An 18,270-nucleotide genomic window follows, 5' to 3' on the forward strand; every position below is an offset into this window, starting at 1 on the left:
TCACGATCAAAGCCGCATGAGCCCGGCAGCAGTTGGCCGGAACCCACATCGCGCATAGAACTCTTCGAGATGCGGCTCATAGTCGACGTGCAACCACCTGGCACCACGTGAGCGTGCCTCCTGAGCGGCACGCTGCACCAAGCGCACACCCACCCCCTGTCGACGAACTCGGGGGTGCACGGTGGTATCGAGAATGAAGGCATGAATACCACCATCTGTGGCCACGTTGACGAAGCCCACCAGCGCCCCCTCACGGTATGCGGCCACCCAGCAGAGACTGCGGGCCAGCATCCCCGAGAATGAAGCAGGACGATGATCAGGCCATGACGCCCCGAACAACTCGTTCAGCTCCGTGTCCCCGAGCGCGGGGGACACCTCCAATCTGATCTGACTCTCCGGGGCCTGGTCGCTCATCACCATGCCGAGCAGGGTGCCATAGATGCCTCCGGCGGGGACACTCCGGCTTCGAAATGATGAGGCAGGCGGTTACGCCCGGAGCGCGGGGGCGAGGCTTCCGCGACCAGACCGTGTCATAAGAAGCTGCGCTGATGATCCGAACCGGGACGTAGGAGTCGATGGTGCGCAGGAAGTCGCAGCAGGAACCGCCACCGAGCGACGCTGAGACTGCAGAGCACATGCGGAACCTGGCTGAGCTCTTCGTTGAGCACATGCGCGAGAACGGATACTCCTTCGACTGGGACCCGGCGTTCATCCATCATCTCGACAACTACCGCACCGAGTTCGCCGGCTCGAAGCCGCCGCCCGAGGTCATCCACAGCGTGATCATGGGTGCCGGGGCGTATCTGAGCGAGATGATCGTCCGAAACAGCGACTGGACATGGGTGTACTGCACGGACGAGAACGCCGCCGTGGAGAGCCCCGAGCAGCTGCGAGGCTATCCACATGACAAGGTCGCCAAGCGGATCCACAACGGGACCGAGCATGACCTTGAGGCGTTCTTAGTACGCCGTGACAGGAGAGGCATCACACAGGACAGCTGCCCGTGTCATCAAGCCTTCATGGTGGCAACGATTGAGGTCGAGAGCCTGATCGTCGTGCCATTGGCGTGTCATTGAGGGCGGTGACGAGGGGTCAGCCACGGTCCACTAACGACCGGCTTCAGCCGCAGGCCAACGCCCCTGCAAGCGAAGATCGTTGCTATTCCCAAGCCGACAGCGCGGGTTTTGATTTCCGTCACCCGCTCCTGTCCGGCATGCCGGATCGCCTACTCCTCGAACCAGGCCACCAAGCGGACAGCATTGTCTCCGTGAACGTGCGCGAGCGTACGCATAACTGTCCACACCCCGTGCCAGAGGCTGTCAGGCGGTACGGCACGGCGGCGCGTGGCACGCTCAACGCGGAAGACGGTGTCTCTGTCCCTCCACTCGGTGCCTTCATCCCACAGCACAGCAACCTGATAAGGGTCGACCGTCAAGGTATCCACGCCACTTACCCGAGCGAACCTACGGCTCCATACCGAGCGATGAACGAGTTCTAGGCGCTGATCGGGAAGCTGCCGATACTGGGCCACGTTGGTCGGATGAAGCGCGGGTTCATCCCAGTCGATCGCGGTGACCTCATCCCAGTTCAACCAGGTGACGCCGAAGGCAGCTTCCGCCCATTCCGCCAAACCCGCTTTGGTGGTCTCCGACGCATCCTGAGGGAGCCCGCGATCGGCCGCTACCGGTCGCCAGTGGCCTGAGCTGCGAACCCCGAAGAGGCAATCGAAGGCTTCGTAGTCTCTGCCGACCAACATCGCCAGCGAGATAGCGGCGCACCAAGCGGTCTCACCGACATCGAGTCCGGGAGTCCAGGTGCGGCACTCGATGAATCCATGGATGTCGGTTCCCATGCCGAGATCTTCTTGTCCACGCAGAACTGCTGTCCAACCTTTTATGATCACGGGTCACTCTCCGGTGGGCCGTAAGTGGGTGAGGTAGATGCCCGAGCAGAGCCAGCGGAGTGCGTACCGGCCACCAGGCCGTGCCCGCTGCGTGCCGCCACAGGGTCATGTCCAGGGCGTCCAGTAGGAGGGTGGTGCGCTTGGGGGGTGAAGCGGCCCAACCGACGATCGCCCGGGGCTTCAAGATCTCGTTCACCTGCCGGAGTTCGGCGTTCTCCCTGCGCAGCCGCCTCAGCTCCGCCGACTCAGCTAAGGTGCGGCTTGGCCGGCTGCCCTCATCGGTCTGGGCCCGCCGCACCCAGGTCCGCGGTAGCTCCGCACGCCAATGCCGATCTTGGTCGCGACTTCGTTGATCGAGGTCAGATCCGCTCATCGAGATCGCGTTCGACCAGGTGAAACCTCGCGCGGAGCGTCGTGCCGAAAGGCGCGGCCCCGGCCGCGATGTCCCCGCGCCCCAACATCCGGCGAGGTAGGGTCCAGGCCAGTGACGTGATCTTGGCGTACGAACGCGTCACAAGGGAGGTGACACGATGAGCACGCTTGAGGTACGACTGCGGCCGGTGGCAGAGGATGATCTCGCCATGTTCCGGCGTTTCGTCACGGAGCCTGGATTGATCGGGCTGGACTGGACGGGGTTCCGCGATGCGCAGGCGCCAGCGCGGCGCTACGCCACCGACGGTTACCTAGGCGAAGCCGACAGCAGGGTCATCGTCGAGGTCGATGGCACGGCCGCGGGCTTCATGAGTTGGTTGGCACAGGGGTTCGGGGTCTCCCGATACTGGGAGATAGGGATCGCCCTGCTTCCGGACTGGCGCGGGCGTGGCATCGGCTGGCGTGCGCAGGCGATGCTGTGCGACTACCTGTTCACTCACACTCCGGCCGAGCGTATCCAAGCCACCACCCACCCGGAGAACATCGCAGAACAGAAGTCGTTGGAGAAGGCCGGCTTCACTCTGGAGGGCGTCCTACGCGCGGTGGAGTTCCGTGCTGGTCAGTGGCGCGACGGCTGGATGTACAGCAGACTGCGGAACGATCCGCCTCCGGCGATTCATCGAGCGACGAGATGATCAGGCAGGCGCAGGGTGCGCCACGTGGGCAAGACCAGGTCACTGGCTGATCGCCGAGCCATCAGCGGCCATTAACAAGGGTGACGAGGGGGCAGTCACGGTCACTCGGGCCCGGCATTCTGCCCAGTTCAGTACCTCATCAGGCCGTGATCGAGGCAGTCCCCAAGCTGACAGCACTGGTTCGATTCCCGTCACCCGCTCCACTCGCAGAGCATTCACCGCTCCACGGCATCGTCAGGAGGGTCGAGGAGGCCGCAGGCCTGCTCGACCCTCCTGACTCGATCAGGTCGCGAATCGCAGCCGCCATCTCTTCGAAGCCGACATCCCTGATGATGATCAGGTCGGAACACCAGAAGTACCGACCGCCAAGGGACTCACCGGTGCGTGCGTTCTTATCCATGAGCTTCTGAATCACATGCAAGGTCATGAAGGTCGCGTATCGCCGGGAGCCGTCGGGAAAGGTGATCGTGGCGTCCGCCTGATCGGCCGTGTCCGGCTCATAGCCTTCCCAAGCCGGAATGGTCATCTCGAAGAGAGGGTCTGCGATCGTGTAGAAGGTCCCATCGAAACTGATCATCGCTCCGCCTCTCTCTGATCCTCCGGTGGACCGTAACAAGATCGACACCGACAGGCGTGAAGCGATGCCACCCGGCCCCGGACTCCTCCACACGATGCCCGTAGGGAAAATCGAGCTGTGGTTCTCCAGAATTCCCCGCTTCTCAAGGCCGCCCGTCCACTCCCCGCCAACGTCCGAACTGAGGAAACCGGCATCGAGGTGGCCGATGTTCTGGAGTATGGCGAGTGGGACTTCATTCCTCAGCTCCGGCCCGTCGGGCAACGTAGCTGATCATCGTATGCACGACCCAGATGGAATCTCGTTCAGCAGGGCGCTGCCATGGATAGCTACTGATCATGAAGCGAGATGGCTCTCTTCTCCTTGCAGGAGAAACAGCGAAAGGGTGGTCACGAGCAGCCGCTTTCATGACGCACCAAGCCCACTCCTGGGACGTGATCGCATTCGCACGCCTGGTGTTGTCGCAACGTACTGGCGCATCACACCTGTTGCCTAGGCCCTCTGCTGGACCTCGCATACCATCACACCATGGACAAGGGAACGATATTCCGGTTGGATCGAGGGCCTATTGTCGAAGAGCTTTTCCTGAGCAAGAGCGAGAAACTCTGCGCGGCTAGTTACATGAGTGCGCCATGGAGTTTGAATGAAACGATCGCGGCTCATGCGGTTGACCGCGTCCACCGTCAACTCGCGCTACGGGAAGCTACCGCTTATAGTAGCTGGAATCTCCCAGAGGGTTTAAGCCCTCTCAAAGACATACAGCCAGTTAATCGGGGCATCAGGAAACCATCGCCACTCTTTGATCAACCGGGGGCATCCGTAGCCGTCATGGCTTTCGGGTTTCCGATCGACGGTGATACTGGTTCATTGATTTACGACGAATGGGCGCAACCTGCACCTCACGGACACGCTTGCCTCATAAGCATCTTCGCAACTCCAGGCGCCAGGGCCATTGAAATGACCGTACAGCACCTAATGATCATGTCAAAGAGATCGGGGCTTTGTCGTTCTTCCCGAAGGAGATGACGACATCGCCTCTTTCCTGGAACGCCGGCGCTGGCAAAAGACTGGGCGAATCTACGATGACCTGCCTGGCCTTATGCTCGACGTTTATACTGGCCCGTTGCGCTAATCCTGCACTTCGGCATCACACCGTTGCGACGAGCGATCCAGACGTTCTGCGCCTCCTTGGACCGACGGCGTATGTGTCCGTCGACGTGATCAAGGCAGTTCACCGACCGGCGCGACGGTATGCGTTCCATCGCCGGCGCACCGCCAAACGGCGATCCCGTTTTCCCCTCCGGCGTGCAGGCCAAGATCGTGCGTAGCGCAGACGGGCCAGACTATCCAGGTCAACTCCGTGATCGTTTCTTGGACGGCATCGGCGACCTGCGCGAGAGCCGTTTGAGGGTCGCTTCCCATGATGGGCGGGATGCCGTTGCCGTGGTAGCAACCCTGAAACTCCACCCAGGCATGACCGCCCTTGTCCCAGTCATGGGTGACCAAGCGGAGCGTACCGATGATTCCTCGGGCGCGAACATCGCGCTCCACGACCTCTAGCGCGCGCTCCAGCGTCGCCCAGAGACGAGGTTCGAGGGCGAAGGTCGGCTCGAAATTGCTGTCGCGAAGAAGGCTCTCGCCCAGGCGGGTCAGATCGGCCATGGTCAGATGAGCGGCGGGGCGTTCGAGAAGCTCCTGCGTTGCCGGAGTGCTCATCCCCCATTCCTCCAGCCAGGAGGCCAGTTCGAGGACGGTTTCGGTCTCGAGGCCGCCGTCACGCAATGCCGTGTAGATACGGCATTGCAACTCGTCGACCACCTCTTCGACTTGCTCTTCGGAGTGCACGACGCAGTGTTTCCTACTGCCTGAACCCAGGCAAGCAAGATCTTCAGGCGGTCGCCAGCCGTCTACCTGCTCCACTCCGGGAGGTGATGGTGAGTTGTTCAGACGCTGGAGTTTCCCAACGGGCGATCCGCGCCGAGATCGGTCGAGCCGAGGGCCGGGCGTCCGTCGAGGCGGTCGTGGGCCAGGCGACGGCGTTCCGCCGGCAGAGCGCACCCGGTCATGGCTCTGTCCAGCAGATCCGCGTCGTATCCGTGCGCGGCCAGGTGGTCGAGGAGTGGTTCGTACCGGTCGGGGCGGTCGCGCAGGAGCTCTGTGGCCAGTCGCAGTTCCAGGCGTACGGCAGGGACCCGGTAGGGGCCGCACGCGATCAGGACGTAGTGCTGCCAGGGGCCGCGGCCGATGCACTCCATGGCGTCGGAGTCCGTCTCCCTCTCGACCGTGCTGATCTCCACGTGAACCCCGTTCACCTCGTAACGGGTGAAATACTGCGCGCTCTCGGGCAACCAGGACGGCGTGTAGAGGCATGGGAAGGACGAGAGAGCGGCGGCGAACGCGTCCACGTCCTTCCGCCGGGCCACCAGGAGGTCGAGATCCCCGACAGGCAGCCGCACGCCTTGCAGCAGGGCCGCGCCGGTGCCGCCCAAGCGGTACGCCGGGTCGGCCCCTGCCGTGTTCACGGCGGTGAGAGCAGTCTCCAACGCCGACGTGACCTCCACGAGCCCCAGAGTTGCCGCACCAGTTCCCATGACGGTCAGCGTGCCAGACCCGGCACGGCCCAGGCCATACGGCGGGATCGAATGCTTGGGACCGTCCAGCCGCCGCCGGTATTGCTGGTCGAGCGGGTGAAGCGAGCAGGCAGGCCCCGTAGAGCGAGACCGTTGCTTGGTCAGCGGGTGTGGTGCTGTGAAATGAGAGCGGTCATCGCGTGATCCTTCGTAGCAACGATTCCAAGAAGGAGAACAGCGATGACCGCAAGCAACAGTATGACGCCTGTCCGTGACGGCCGCAGCAGATTGAGACCGGTGACCTGGTCAGTTGCGATCCATGCCGGGACGTTGATGTCGACCGGCCCGACCTGGACGCGCCGCGCGAAGCGGATTTCTCCCGGTCCGATCAGGGTCACGAACCTGTGTACAACCGCTCCAGTCCCACCAACTGCACCCGCCCACCGCTGCGCGCCGCGGCCTCCTGCAGCGCCGGCATGAACCCCGTCCCGCTGAACAGCAGCAGCCGCCCCGGCGCCTCGCCCCTGGCCGCGAGTAGCGCCGCCACCCGCTCCAGCCGCTCCAAGTGCCCGAGCCCCATGACATCCCCCCACTTGGCCTCTCCGATGGCCAGTAGTGCGCCGTCAGGGCCACGGACCGCGACGTCCACCTCGTGACCCGTGTGAGTGGCGGCGTTCATGACCTTCTGTTTTTAGGAGTGCAGTCCTTGCAGGTGTACTCCTAACTCAATGAGTCATCGCGGCCGCGGCGGGAGCAGCCGATATGCCCCCACGCTGCTTGCCATCACGCGCGAAGGCTAGGCAGGACGTCGGCGCGTCTTGATGGTGCGCATGTCGGTCACCGCCACACGCAAAACGTCGTACGCCTGGCCGTAGGCGTCGAGTGCCGCGAAGGCGCGCCGGGTGGCGTCCTGCTCGTCGTCGTCCGGCTCGGCCGGCACCTGGCAGCGGAAGGTGAACGCCGACAGGGTGCCGTCGTGGGTGAAGGCGCCGCGCTCGGTGAAGGCCACCTCGGACGCGGCGAGCACGGCGGCGCGGCCGGCGTCGTCGAGATCGCCGAACCTGCCGGAGATGATCACTCGGAACACTGGGGGCCCTTTCTGACGGCGTAGGTGAGGATGTGGCCGCCGAGCAGTTCCTCGGCGGCGGCGAGGAGGTCGAGGACGGCGGCGGCGATGGTGCCCGGTTCCTCCCCGAGGGCCGCACGCCTGCCGATCTCGGTGTATATGAGCGAGTGCAGGGCGCCGATCTGCCAGGCCACCACGCGGGGCAGCGGGGCGGTGGGTGCGGCGCCGGTCTCCTCGGCGAGTACGGCGGCGAGCGCGTCGGTCATCTGCCGGCCGAGGTCCTCGAGCCGGGCCGTCAGCGTGGGCGCGGCCCGCATCATCTCGAAGACGCGGCCGAATCCGTCGGTCAGGCCGAGGCTGGGGTCGCGGCGCCGCACCTCGTCGCGCAGGGTGCGCAGCACGGCCGGTACGGCGGCCTCGCCGGGCCGACGGCCGCGCACCATGTCGGCGAGCCTTTGCGGGGACGCCTCGTCGGGCGGCAGGACGAGGTTCTCCTTCGTCTCGAAGTAGTTGTAGATCGTGTTGGCCGAGACTCCGGCGGCGGCGGCGACCTCGGCGATCGTCACGTGCTCGAAGCCCCGCTCGACGAACAGCGCGATGGCGGTCTCCCTGATGTGCCGCCGGGTCTCGCGTTTCTTGCGTTCCCGTAGTCCCTCAGCAGACATGCGGAAACTTTAACCAGACTCCATAGTTGGAGTCGACTGCAATTTTTCTCCCCGTGATCGCCGGCCGACTGCGGCGCTAGGGTGAGGCCGTGATCAACAAGCCGCCCGGATCACCCTTCCTGGTCGTCTTCTCGGCCGCGGCAGCCGTGCTCCTGGCAGGGGCCAGCCACCCCTCCTGGTCGAAGCTCGACGCGTTCCTGTACGGGCTCCCCGCCGGCTTTCTCCTGCTCACTTACTGGGCGATGCGGATGGCCTGGGCCGATCACATGGGAACCGTGCCGGACGGCGTCTTCACTCGCTCGCTCATGCCGTGCTACATCTCCGCCGTCGTCCTGCTCGCTCTCGCCACCGGGGCGCCGTCCTGGGTCCGCTTCACGATCTCCGAGCCGAGCATGGAAGCCTACGTCAAAGCCGTGAACGAAAACCCCGGCCATGAACAACCGTGTCAATGGGTCGGCCTGTACTACGCGTGCGACGGGACACGGCACGAGAACGTCTCCACAGGAGAAGGCGGCGTGGAGTTCGCCGTGCGAGACCCGTTCCCGCCGAACGGCAGGGGCTTCCTCTGGCTGCCCTCCGGCGAGCCCGGCGAGTACACGGACGGCAGCGACCACTACACCCACCTGACAGGCCATTGGTACAGCTACAGGTATGACCCCTCCTGGTAAGCCGAGGGCTATTCCGTCAGGGCGCCGAACACATAGGTTCCGGGAGCGTCCGGGTCGTCGCCGGCCCAGAACTCGGTCCAGTGGACGCGGAACTCGTCACGGGTGAGGTGGCCGTCGCCGTCCAGGTCGAGGCGTGGGAAGATCTCGTCGGTCGCCGAGGGTGCCCCGTTCCACGTCGCGATGAGCGCGCCGTACTCCGCACGGGAGATGAGGCCGTCGCCGTCGAGGTCGATGGCCTCGAACATGGCGTCGGCGGTGCCGGAGACGGCGTCGGTCATGTCGCCGAGTCCGTCCACGACGTGAAGCACCTGGTCGAGAGAGACGCCGTCGTCGCCGGAGGCGGCCCTGAGCACCGGCCACCAGCCGGTCATGACGGAGGCCAGTCGTTCCGGGTCGGCGGGTCCCGCGACGGCCGTCCAGCGGCGCGCCAGCGCCTGGAAGTCGGCCTGGGTCAGCCGGCCGTCGCCGTCCACGTCCATCGCCCGGAAGACTCCGCCGACTTTTCTCCGCTGGAACTCACTGGCCACATCTGCCTCCGCTCTTCGGGGAGACTCAATGCTGTCGAAGCATCACCGAACGTGACCATAGTCATTTGAGTGACGGATCTGTTGCGTCCTCGAAGATCAGCACGTGGCACCCTGGGCGGATGCGACACGTCACCGTGCTCGGCAGTTGTGGCGCCTTTCCCGAGCCAGGCCGTGCCTGCAGTGGTTTCGCGGTGGACTGGGACGGCTACCGCCTGGTGCTCGACCTCGGTTACGCCACGCTGCCCCGCCTGCTCGCGCACTGGCCGGACGGCGCGGTGGACGCCGTCGTCATCACCCACGAGCACCCTGATCACTGCATCGACCTGCACGGGCTGTTCCGGATGCGGTTCTACGGCGACGCCGGTGCGCCGAAGGTGCCGTTGTACTGCCCGCCCGGCGTGCTCGACCGGCTCGGCGGCCTGGAACCGGACGTCGATCTGCACGCGGTCTTCGACGTGCGTCCGCTGCCCGGACGCCACAGGGTGGGCCCCTTCGAGCTGACAGGACTGTCGCTCCCCCACTACGTGCCCAACGCGGGGATCCGCCTGGAGGCCGACGGGGTCGCCTTGGCCTACTCCGGGGACACCGGTCCCACTCCGGTGCTCGCCGAGCTCGGCCGCGACGCCGACCTGTTCATCGTCGAGGCCACCGATCGGGACGGCGAGACCGGTCGTTCCCCACGCAACCTCCTGACCTCCGCCGAGGCCGGTTACTGGGCCGCACGGGCGGGCGCCCGGAGGCTGATGCTCACCCACTTCTGGCCGGGCAACGACCGGGACGCCGCCGTGGCCGCGGCTCGACTCGCGTTCGGCGGTGACGTGCTGGCCGCCGAAGAAGACCTCCAGGTCACTGTCGGAACGCGAGCGGCTTCCAGTGGGTGACGCGGACCTGCCGCAGCCATTCCTCCACCACCGCGCGGCGGGGCTGCGCGGGCAGCGGGGTGGGCGCGGTGTCGAAGGACTTCTCCGTGGACGTCAGCAGGGCGCGCGCCGCCTCGGTGTCTCCGGCGGCGACCCGCTCACCGAACGCGTGGACGGCGTCGGGGTCGGACAGGCGGATGGAGAGGTGGCCGGTCTCGTACAGTTCGCGGCCCTGGCGCAGGAGGCGGGCGAGGTGCCGGGCGTGCTTGGCGGTGCGCTTACGGGTGTCGGCCGAGAACGAGCCGTCGCCGCGCTGTTCGAGCCGGCGGAACTGCTGGGTGGCGTAGCCCAGGTAGGCGTCGCGGACGCGCGGCGCCGACAGGAACGCGTCCCTGATCGCGATGAGCTCGTCGCCGAGCGGCGTACGGGTCTCGTACAGGTCGTCCGGCAGCCACAGCAGCTCCATCACGGTCGGGTTGCCGCCCAGCGCGAGCCCGCACCACTTCCCCGCCTCGTGCAGCGTCCGGTCCGGGCCGGTGGAGACGACGCTCTCCTTGGGACGGGTCAGGCCGACCAGGTCGAGGGTGGGGGCGGCGTAGATGCCCAGCCGGTCCACGTCGCTGCTCGGCCCGGCCAGTCCGTACGCGGTCGAGCCGACGATCCCGGCGAGTAAGACGTTCGCGGTCATAGTGATCCTCCAAGCATCAGGATGGACGTGATCACCCCGGCGGCGCACGCGGTTTTCAGCCGGCCAGGCCCAGGAGGACCGCCGCGCCGCCCAGGGCGAGCGCCAGCGGGTAGGCCCACCACCGCGGAGCCGGGCCGTCCCTGAGGACCCGCAGCCCCAGGGGGACCAAGGCCACGCACAGGCCGGCGGTGGCGACGACGGACATCGGACCGGTGCCCTTGAGCACGCCGAGCGGCAGGGCGCTCATCGACGCCAGGGCCACGGACCGGACGGGTCCGAGGACGCGCGCCCGCCACGTTCCCACGGCCAGCACGATCCACCCGAAGAAGATCGCGAACGACAGCGTCTGGAACACGTGGAAGGCGCCGTACGAGCCGGTGACGGCCTGCTGCGCCGTCCGCACCCCTTGTACGTCCACGAGCTGGAAGGCCAGATGGTTGACCCCGGCATGGAAGGTCCGGGCGAACAGGCCGAGCAGGACCAGCGCCCCGCCCCACAGCGCCCACCGCGGCTGTTCCGGCCACACGCGCCGGACCAGGGCGATGACCGCGGGCCACAGCAGCACATTCCCGGCGGCGAAGGCCCCGTACGACAGGCTCATCCTGGCCGGGTCGGCGGCGAAGGCGGCGAGCTGGGCGGGGAAGAAGCCGTCCGTGCCGGCGCGGAGCAGGACGCCGGCGAGCATCAGCACCGGCCCGAGGAGCAGCCCGGCCGCTTCGGCCCAACGGCCGGGGAAGTCGAAAGAGGAGGGTGTCATGCCGTCGATCCAACCGGTGGGGCTCGCGGCAGCGCATTGGCGCACGGGCGAGCCTTCCTGGTGGACCTGGCACTACCATCCCGGTTCGGCCTGCAGATAGGCGAGGACCGCGAGCACGCGGCGGTGCCCGTCGACGGTCGGCGGGAGGCCGAGCTTGGTGAAGATGGCGGCGATGTGCTTGGCGACCGCCGCGTCGGTCACGAACAGCGCCCGTGCTATCGACGCGTTCGACCGCCCTTCGGCGATCAGGGCGAGCACTTCGCGTTCCCGGGACGTGAGGCGTTCCAGCGGGTCGCGGTTCCTGCTCAGCAGTTGCCGCACCACCTCGGGGTCGACCACCGTCGCGCCGCCCGCGACCTGGACGAGCGCGTCGGCGAACTCGGTGACCTTCCCGATGCGCTCCTTCAGCAGGTAGCCGACTCCGGCGCCACGGCCGGAGGCCAGCAGCTCGGCCGCGTACGTCTGCTCGACGTACTGGCTGAGCACCAGCACGGCCAGTTCCGGCCGTGCCGCGCGCAGCGCGAGCGCGGCCCGCAGCCCCTCGTCGGTGAAGGTCGGCGGCATGCGTACGTCGATCACCGCGATGTCCGGCTCGTGCTCGTTCACGGCGGCGGTCAGCGCGCCGGCGTCCGCGACCGCGGCGACGACCGTGTGACCGAAGCGTTCGAGCAGGCTGACCAGGCCCTCGCGGAGGAGGACGGCGTCTTCGGCGATCACTACGCGCACGGAATCTCCACGCTCATCGTCGTCGGCCCGCCCGCCGGACTCGACAACGCCAGTCTGCCGCCCACCGCCGCGACCCGGTCGGCCAGGCCCGCCATGCCGGTGCCGCGCGCCGGGTCGGCGCCGCCGACGCCGTCGTCCCGGATCTCCACGAGGACCACCTCGCCGGTCAGGCGACCGTGTACGCGCGCCCGGGTCGCCCGGCTGTGCTTGGCGACGTTCGCGAGGGCCTCGGCCACCACGTAGTAGGCGGTCGTCTCGACGGCGTCGGGCAGTCGCGGGAGGCGGACGTCCACCTCGACCGGCACGGGGGATCGCCCGGCGACGTCCCGTACGGCGGCGGCGAGCCCTCGGTCGGTGAGCACCTGCGGATGCACGCCGCGGATCAGCTCCCGCAGCTCGGCGAGGGCGCGCTGGGCCTCCTCGTGCGCCTCGGCGAGCTCTTCTGCGACCGGGGAGTCCGGCGGGAGGTCGAGCCGGGCGAGGCCCAGCCGCATGCTCAACGCGACCAGCCGCTGCTGGGCGCCGTCGTGCAGGTCGCGTTCGATCCTGCGGCGTTCGGCCTCGAACGACTCCAGCAGCCGGGCCCGCGAGCGCAGCACCTCGGCCAGCTCGTCCGGCGCGATCAGCGCCCTGGTCACGGCTCCGCGCGCCCCGGCCCAGGCCGTCAGGACGTACGCGGCCACGGGAAGCAGCAGCAGCCCCGCCCCGGAGACGGCCACGGCCGCCGCGAGTGCCCCGTCCCCCTCCAGAGGTTGCAGAACGGGCGACAGGATCAGCACCACGGGACCCGCCACGGCGAACCCGGCCACCACCAGGTCGATCCACCAGAGCGCGAGCAGGGAGACCGCGCCCAGCACCGCCTCCCGCCGCGACAGGCCGCTCTTCCTGGCCGGCGGGGCGAGGTCGACGAGCCGCAGCCGCCACCACTCGAACCTCGCCACGAGCGGGGTCAGCGCCGCCACGGCGACGAGCCCGGCGACGGCCGTCAGCGGCACCGGCCCCACGAAGGACACCGCGAGCGCGGCAAGGGCGACGGCGATCCCGGGCACGACGCTCGCCAGCAGGTAGGCGAGCGACCGCCAGGGCCAGACCGAGCGGAGGAAGGAGAGCGGCCGCCGGGCGAAAGCCTCCAAAGCGGTCGAGGTGCGCACGCTCAGAGCGTAGGTCAGGCGACCTCATCCGCGCGGGTCAGCAGCGCCCGCCGTTCCGCCTCGCTGTGCGTCCGCGCGGCGGCCTCGCGGAACAGCCCCGCGGCCCGGGTACGGTCACCGGCCCGCGCGGTGAGATCGGCCTCGGCGGCCAGGGCGAGCGGATAACCGTCCAGCGCGCCGCCGGTACGCGCCTCGGCGAGCACGGCCAGCCCCGCTCGCGGACCGTACGCGTAGCCGTGGGCGACCGCGCGGTTGAGCTCGACGACCGGGTTCGGCTGGAGGGCGGCGAGCCGGTCGTAGAGGCGGGCGACGGCCGGCCAGTCGGCGTCGCCGGTGGCATGGCAGGCGGCGATCCTGGCCTGCAGCACGTACGGACCGGTGTGCCGCAGGTCGCGCAGCAGGCCGGTCGCCTCGGCGATGGCGGCGCGGTCCCAGCGGGTGCGGTCCTGCCGGTCGAGCGGGACGAGATCTCCGGCGGCGTCCCTGCGGGCGTCGCGCCGGGAGTGCTGCAGCAGGAAGAGGGCCAGCAGGGCGCGCGGCTCGCCCTCGCCGGGCACCAGGCCGGCGAGCAGCCTGGCCAGCCGGATCGCCTCGGCCGCGAACGCGGGCTCCCCGTCGGCGTCGTAGCCGGTGGTGAACAGCAGGTAGAGCACCGCGAGCACGCCCGGCAGCCGTTCGGCCAGCGCGGGCCCGCTCGGCACCCGGTAAGGGATGCGGGCGTCGGCGATCTTCGTCTTCGCCCGGGTCAGCCGGCGGGTCATGGCGGACTCGCTGACCAGGAACGCCCGCGCGACGTCCCGCGTGGGCACCGCGCAGATCGTCCGGAGCGTCAGCGCCACCCTGGCCTCCATCGCCAGCGCCGGATGGCAGCAGGTGAAGATCAGGCGCAGCCGGTCGTCCACGACGTCCTCCCCCTCCTCCGGCGCGGGTCCGCCGGTGGCCGCGGTCAGCGCCAGCACGGCCAGCTCGCGCAGTTTGCGGCGTTCGACGGACGCCCGCCGTAGCTGGTCGAGCGCGCGGTTGCGGGCCACGGTCATCAGCCAGCCGCCCGGATTGTCGGGTACGCCGCTCTCCGGCCACCGCGACAACGCCTGGGCCAGCGCCTCCTGCGCGCAGTCCTCGGCGAGCGTCCAGTCGCCGGTGATCCGGATGAGCGCCGCGACGATCCGCGTGTACGCCTCAGCGGCCGCCTCCGCGACGGCCGCATCGGCGGGGTGTCTCCGGTCGGGTGCGGTCACTGCTCGAAGTCGGCCACCGGCCGGATCTCCAACCGGCCGCCGCGCGCCATCGGATGCGCCCGCGCGACCTCGATCGCCTCGTCGAGATCGGCGCACTCCAGCAGGTCGAACCCGACGATGATCTCCTTCGTCTCGGTGAACGGCCCGTCGGACACCAGCAGTTCGCCGTTTCGAACCCGGACGGTGGTCGCCGCGGTCGTCGGCGCCAGCTGCATCCCCTGCAGCCGCTGCCCGGCCGCGTCCCGCTCGGCCACCCACACGTCGATGTCGGGGTAGTCGGCGGTGTCGGTGTCGGGCTCGGTGTCGGTGCAGACGAACATCATGTACTTCATCACGCTCTCCTTGTTCGGCTTCACCCTGATGACGTACGGCCGAGCCGGTTCCGGACAGGTGCCGCGAAATTTTCCTCAGCCGGTGTGCAGGACCCGGAGCCGTTCGGGTCGCGCCGGATCGCGGTCGACGACCTGGACCGGGGGCCACGCCCACTGCCAGACGCCGATGCCCGGCACGCGGGTGAACGCGATCGTCCCCCGGGTGCCTTCGACCGCGACGTCCGGCCAGGCCGCGCCACCGCCGGAACGCAGCGCTTCGGCGAGCACGGCGATCGTGTCGTACCCCTCGAAGGCCACGAAGGACGGCGGTTCGGGCAGCCGCTCGCGGAGGGCCGCCGCCACCCGGGCGCCGAGCGGGCCGAGCCGTTCGGGCAGGTAGCGCAGGAACGGGATCCCGGCGCCGTCCACGCCCAGCGCCGCCTCCCATGCGGCGAACTCCGGCTGCCCGGCCGGAGCGCCCATCATGATCCCGGCGAGGCGCGGGTCGCGGCGGACGGCCCTGACGATCGACACCGCCGGTTCAGGGTGCCCGACCAGGAGAAGGAGGGCGGTCGCGTCGCTGCCGGCGAGCTCGTCGCACACGGGGGCGCTCATGTCGAGCTCGACGACCGTGCTGAGGTGATCCTGCAGGATGCGCGTGCCGGACGCCCAGTAGACGCTCGGGTCGGCGGCCACGGCGATCCTGGTGTGGCCCGCGCCGAGGAGGAAGTCCGCGAAGATCCGCCAGCCGTGGGACTGCGCGGGGGCGAGGCGCGCGACCCGTTCCGCCGGCTCGTCGGTGAGCGCGTCGAGCACCGCCGACGAGCAGAGGAACGGCAGGCCGAGGGCGGCGGCGCGGGCGGCGGCGGCACGGGCGACGACGCTGTGGTACTCCCCCGCCAGCGCGGCCACGCCCAGCGTGGCGAGTTCGTCCACGGCCGCCTCCGCCTTGCGCGGATCGGCCGCGGTGTCGCGTACCAGCAGTTCGAGCGGCTTTCCGCCGATCCCGCCCGCGTCGTTGACCTCGCGTACGGCGAGTTCGGCCCCGGCGAGCAGGTGCCGGCCCGCCTGGTCCCAGCCAGGCGGGGTCAGCGGTGCGAGGACGCCGATCCGGACGGACGAGCCGTCTGCCCGCGTGTTCATACGTCTCCTGGCTTCATGACGGTCAGCGTAGCGATCCCGTCCCGCATCAGCCGACGGGGACCCAGCGGCGTGCGGGAAGAGCGGTCTCCCTGCTCCCGCCTTCGCCGTCGGCTTCGACGAACCAGGCGTTCCGGTCGGGGAGCACGCTCACGACCTCGTGCAGCCGGTCGCCCACGTAGTGGAGGGCGACGCCGTCCTCCGTGGCGTATCCCGCCGGCAGCGTCCCGGCTCCCACGGACTCGCGGAACCGGGCCCGCCGGGGCTGGTCGCCCAGGTCGTCGTGGACGCCGTTGCTGAACGGCACGAATCCCAGGCCGTCAGCGAGAGCGTCCAGGTCGTCGCCGAAGGAGTCGGTCACGCCTCCCGCGTGCCAGCACAGGCTGCCCGCGCTCTGGCCGGCCAGCACGACGCCCTTCTCCCAGCATTCGCGGAGTATCGCGTCGAGCCGGTGCGCGCGCCAGACCGCCAGCAGGTTCACCACGCTGCCGCCGGACACGAAGATCACGTCCTGGGCGAGCAGATGCGCCCGCACGTCCTTCACGTTCGGCTGCGTGAACAGCCGGAGATGCGACAGCTCGGCGTCGCCGAACGTCGCCGCCCGCGCCAGCCAGCCGTCGATGTGCTCCCGCGCGTCGCCCACCGCCGTGGGGATGAGGCACATGCGTGGCTTACGGACCCCTGCGAGCTGCCTCGCCTGCCATATCTGCACGCCGACGTGCCGGAACCCCTCAGGCGGGTCCAGCACCCCGGAACAGGCCAGAATCTGCGGCTCCCTGGTCATGGACACCTATCCTCGCAGCCCTCCAGCACGGCGATCTCGGGCCGGGGGTCGAAGCCGTGCTCGGTCAGCCAGCGGATCGCCCGCAGGCTGCGCGACGACCACCACGCGCGGATCACGTCGAGGTCCACGTCGGTGCCGTAACCGGCGACGACGTCGCCGAGGCGCTCCTGGTGGCCGAGCGTCGGGGTGGCGAGGTCGTACAGGGCGTCGCCCTGGCCCGCCTCGGACCAGTCGAGCACGCCGGTGACCTCGTCGTCGTCCACGAACACGTGGGTGACCTGGAGGTCGCCGTGCGCGAACACCGGCGTCCACGGCCGTAACGCGGCCTCGGCGATCCGGCGGTTGCGCGTGACCACCTGGGCGGGGAGGACGTCGTTCGCGACCAGCCACGCGCACTCGGCGTCGAGTTCCGCGGCGACCTCGTCGAGGCTCCGGCCGGACCACGGCGGCAGCGGCGCGTCGTGCAGCCTCCGCGCGGCGGCGCCCGCCGCGGCCCACGCCGCAGGCGACGCGGGCGACGGCTCGCCGAGGCGGCCGAGCGCCGTCCCGCGGAGGGCGGCGAGCGCGAGCACGGGCGGCCTGCGCCACAGGACCTCCGGAGTCGGGACGGGTGCCGCGGCCATCGCCTCGACCTCGGCGTCGGCGCGCGCCTGATCGGCGTCGATCTTCAGGAACACGTCGCCGACGCGCAGGGTGGCGCGCTCGCGATGAGCGACGACGACCTCGACCTCCTCCACGCCGGCCATCATCGCATTCGCGTGGTCAGACCTGCTTGAGGAAGCCGGCGTCGACGGCGAAGTCCGCGCCGGTCGTGCTGGCCGAGCGGGGTGAGGCGAGCAGGGCGACCACGTCGGCGATCTCCTGCGGCTCCACCAGCCGGCCGGTCGACAGCTTCATCATCTCGGGCGCGACCTGGGTGATCACAGTGTCGCGGTCGGTCCCGGCCTGGGCGGCGATGATGTCGGCCGCGCCGCCGCTCTCCGTCCACCACGCCGTACGCACCGGGCCGGGGGAAACGGTGTTCACCCGGATGCCCTGGGGCGCGAACTCCTCGGACAGGGCCTTGGTCAGCGTGTTGAGCCCCGCCTTGGCGGCGTTGTAGTCGACGTTCATGGGGGCGGGCATGCGGGCGTTGCCCGACGACACGTTGACGATCGACCCTCCGCCACGGGCGAGCATCGGCGGGACGGCCGCCCGGACCGCGCGTACGACCGCGAACAGGTTGAACTCGAACATCACCCGCCAGTCCTCGTCGGTCGGGGTCATGAACCCGAAGCGCGGCAGCGCCACGCCGGGCGGCGGTCCGCCGGCGTTGTTCACCAGGATGTCGAGCCCGCCGAACTCGGCCACGGCCCTCGCCACGATCTCGCCGGGGGCCTCGGGGTCCATCAGGTCGGTCGGTACGTGGATCAGGTCGCCGGCGAGCGCTTCCAGTTCGGGCGTGCTCTTCCGCGAGGCGGCCACGACGCGGACGCCTTCGGCGAGGAGCGTGCGGGTGACGGCCAGGCCGATGCCCTTGGAAGCGCCGGTGACAATGGCGACCCGGCCGGAAAGCTGGAGGTCCATAATGTTTTC

General features: G+C 69.0%; 24 protein-coding genes and 1 pseudogene. 4 read left to right on the plus strand and 21 right to left on the minus strand.

What is annotated here, in order from left to right; all coding sequences use genetic code 11:
- Positions 1-6: 6 nt before the first annotated feature.
- Positions 7-420 (minus strand): GNAT family N-acetyltransferase, encoded by a 414-nt coding sequence (locus tag SMD20_RS26705; RefSeq protein ID WP_329586039.1) that lies wholly within the window; start codon positions 418-420, stop codon positions 7-9.
- A 155-nt stretch (positions 421-575) separates the two neighbouring features.
- Between SMD20_RS26705 and SMD20_RS26710 the strand changes: the two genes are divergently transcribed.
- Complete coding sequence (locus tag SMD20_RS26710) at positions 576-1,076, plus strand: hypothetical protein (RefSeq protein WP_329586041.1); 501 nt, start codon at positions 576-578, stop codon at positions 1,074-1,076.
- A gap of 149 nt (positions 1,077-1,225) precedes the next feature.
- Here the strand turns inward: SMD20_RS26710 and SMD20_RS26715 are convergent, their stop codons facing one another.
- On the minus strand, positions 1,226-1,852 hold the full coding sequence (locus tag SMD20_RS26715) for a hypothetical protein (protein ID WP_329586044.1): 627 nt from the start codon (positions 1,850-1,852) through the stop codon (positions 1,226-1,228).
- A 225-nt stretch (positions 1,853-2,077) separates the two neighbouring features.
- A pseudogene (locus SMD20_RS48390) lies at positions 2,078-2,257 on the minus strand (transposase); the annotation flags it as partial.
- Positions 2,258-2,433: 176 nt separating this feature from the next.
- Between SMD20_RS48390 and SMD20_RS26720 the strand changes: the two are divergent.
- Entirely contained in the window at positions 2,434-2,970 is a 537-nt protein-coding gene (locus SMD20_RS26720) for a GNAT family N-acetyltransferase (RefSeq protein WP_329586047.1), read from the plus strand.
- Between the two features lie 139 nt (positions 2,971-3,109).
- Here SMD20_RS26720 and SMD20_RS26725 read toward each other — a convergent pair whose 3' ends face one another.
- The 7 genes from SMD20_RS26725 to SMD20_RS26755 all read right to left on the minus strand — a co-directional run bounded on the left by SMD20_RS26725 (position 3,110) and on the right by SMD20_RS26755 (position 7,845).
- Positions 3,110-3,808 carry a hypothetical protein gene (locus SMD20_RS26725; protein ID WP_329586050.1) on the minus strand — a complete coding sequence of 233 codons (699 nt, stop codon included), beginning with the start codon at positions 3,806-3,808 and terminating at the stop codon, positions 3,110-3,112.
- Positions 3,809-4,765: 957 nt separating this feature from the next.
- Positions 4,766-5,389 carry a hypothetical protein gene (locus SMD20_RS26730; protein ID WP_329586052.1) on the minus strand — a complete coding sequence of 208 codons (624 nt, stop codon included), beginning with the start codon at positions 5,387-5,389 and terminating at the stop codon, positions 4,766-4,768.
- Between the two features lie 98 nt (positions 5,390-5,487).
- Positions 5,488-6,066 (minus strand): hypothetical protein, encoded by a 579-nt coding sequence (locus SMD20_RS26735; RefSeq protein WP_329586055.1) that lies wholly within the window; start codon positions 6,064-6,066, stop codon positions 5,488-5,490.
- Between the two features lie 209 nt (positions 6,067-6,275).
- Complete coding sequence (locus SMD20_RS26740) at positions 6,276-6,512, minus strand: hypothetical protein (protein WP_329586057.1); 237 nt, start codon at positions 6,510-6,512, stop codon at positions 6,276-6,278.
- Complete coding sequence (locus SMD20_RS26745) at positions 6,509-6,793, minus strand: hypothetical protein (protein ID WP_329586060.1); 285 nt, start codon at positions 6,791-6,793, stop codon at positions 6,509-6,511. The genes SMD20_RS26740 and SMD20_RS26745 overlap by 4 nt, the downstream gene beginning before the upstream one ends.
- A 117-nt stretch (positions 6,794-6,910) precedes the next feature.
- A complete protein-coding gene (locus SMD20_RS26750; protein WP_329586063.1) occupies positions 6,911-7,201 on the minus strand; it encodes a DUF6204 family protein in 291 nt (96 codons plus the stop codon).
- Positions 7,189-7,845, minus strand: a complete 657-nt coding sequence (locus SMD20_RS26755; RefSeq protein WP_329586066.1) for a TetR/AcrR family transcriptional regulator — start codon at positions 7,843-7,845, stop codon at positions 7,189-7,191. Before SMD20_RS26755 ends, SMD20_RS26750 begins: the two co-directional genes overlap by 13 nt.
- Before the next feature lie 89 nt (positions 7,846-7,934).
- Between SMD20_RS26755 and SMD20_RS26760 the strand changes: the two genes are divergently transcribed.
- The gene (locus tag SMD20_RS26760; protein WP_329586069.1) at positions 7,935-8,513 is read left to right on the plus strand and encodes a hypothetical protein; all 579 of its coding nucleotides are present in this window, start codon (positions 7,935-7,937) and stop codon (positions 8,511-8,513) included.
- Positions 8,514-8,521: 8 nt separating this feature from the next.
- Here the strand turns inward: SMD20_RS26760 and SMD20_RS26765 are convergent, their stop codons facing one another.
- On the minus strand, positions 8,522-9,040 hold the full coding sequence (locus SMD20_RS26765; RefSeq protein ID WP_329586072.1) for an EF-hand domain-containing protein: 519 nt from the start codon (positions 9,038-9,040) through the stop codon (positions 8,522-8,524).
- Positions 9,041-9,159: 119 nt separating this feature from the next.
- Here SMD20_RS26765 and SMD20_RS26770 point away from each other — a divergent pair, with 119 nt between their 5' ends.
- Positions 9,160-9,921, plus strand: a complete 762-nt coding sequence (locus SMD20_RS26770) for an MBL fold metallo-hydrolase (RefSeq protein WP_329586075.1) — start codon at positions 9,160-9,162, stop codon at positions 9,919-9,921.
- On the opposite strand, the gene SMD20_RS26775 is transcribed toward SMD20_RS26770, so the two are convergent.
- The 10 genes from SMD20_RS26775 to SMD20_RS26820 form a co-directional block, all read right to left on the minus strand.
- Complete coding sequence (locus SMD20_RS26775) at positions 9,887-10,588, minus strand: nucleotidyltransferase domain-containing protein (RefSeq protein ID WP_329586078.1); 702 nt, start codon at positions 10,586-10,588, stop codon at positions 9,887-9,889. The two genes, SMD20_RS26770 and SMD20_RS26775, sit on opposite strands and share 35 nt — an antisense overlap.
- Positions 10,589-10,643: 55 nt before the next feature.
- Positions 10,644-11,345, minus strand: coding sequence for a hypothetical protein (locus tag SMD20_RS26780; RefSeq protein ID WP_329586081.1), 702 nt, complete (start codon positions 11,343-11,345; stop codon positions 10,644-10,646).
- A gap of 72 nt (positions 11,346-11,417) precedes the next feature.
- Positions 11,418-12,071, minus strand: a complete 654-nt coding sequence (locus SMD20_RS26785; RefSeq protein WP_329586084.1) for a response regulator transcription factor — start codon at positions 12,069-12,071, stop codon at positions 11,418-11,420.
- Positions 12,062-13,222, minus strand: coding sequence for a sensor histidine kinase (locus SMD20_RS26790; protein ID WP_329586087.1), 1,161 nt, complete (start codon positions 13,220-13,222; stop codon positions 12,062-12,064). Before SMD20_RS26790 ends, SMD20_RS26785 begins: the two co-directional genes overlap by 10 nt.
- 14 nt (positions 13,223-13,236) lie before the next feature.
- Positions 13,237-14,460, minus strand: a complete 1,224-nt coding sequence (locus SMD20_RS26795) for an RNA polymerase sigma factor (protein ID WP_329586090.1) — start codon at positions 14,458-14,460, stop codon at positions 13,237-13,239.
- On the minus strand, positions 14,457-14,792 hold the full coding sequence (locus tag SMD20_RS26800; protein WP_329586093.1) for a YciI family protein: 336 nt from the start codon (positions 14,790-14,792) through the stop codon (positions 14,457-14,459). The genes SMD20_RS26795 and SMD20_RS26800 overlap by 4 nt, the downstream gene beginning before the upstream one ends.
- 75 nt (positions 14,793-14,867) lie before the next feature.
- Entirely contained in the window at positions 14,868-15,914 is a 1,047-nt protein-coding gene (locus SMD20_RS26805) for an ABC transporter substrate-binding protein (protein WP_329586096.1), read from the minus strand.
- Between the two features lie 46 nt (positions 15,915-15,960).
- The gene (locus tag SMD20_RS26810) at positions 15,961-16,695 is read right to left on the minus strand and encodes a peptidase E (RefSeq protein WP_329586099.1); all 735 of its coding nucleotides are present in this window, start codon (positions 16,693-16,695) and stop codon (positions 15,961-15,963) included.
- Positions 16,692-17,432, minus strand: a complete 741-nt coding sequence (locus SMD20_RS26815; protein ID WP_329586101.1) for a phosphotransferase family protein — start codon at positions 17,430-17,432, stop codon at positions 16,692-16,694. Before SMD20_RS26815 ends, SMD20_RS26810 begins: the two co-directional genes overlap by 4 nt.
- Before the next feature lie 25 nt (positions 17,433-17,457).
- Positions 17,458-18,261, minus strand: coding sequence for an SDR family NAD(P)-dependent oxidoreductase (locus SMD20_RS26820; protein WP_329586104.1), 804 nt, complete (start codon positions 18,259-18,261; stop codon positions 17,458-17,460).
- Between the last annotated feature and the right edge of the window lie 9 nt (positions 18,262-18,270).

The organism is Nonomuraea sp. LP-02, assembly GCF_036289125.1.
GTDB lineage: Bacteria > Actinomycetota > Actinomycetes > Streptosporangiales > Streptosporangiaceae > Nonomuraea > Nonomuraea bangladeshensis.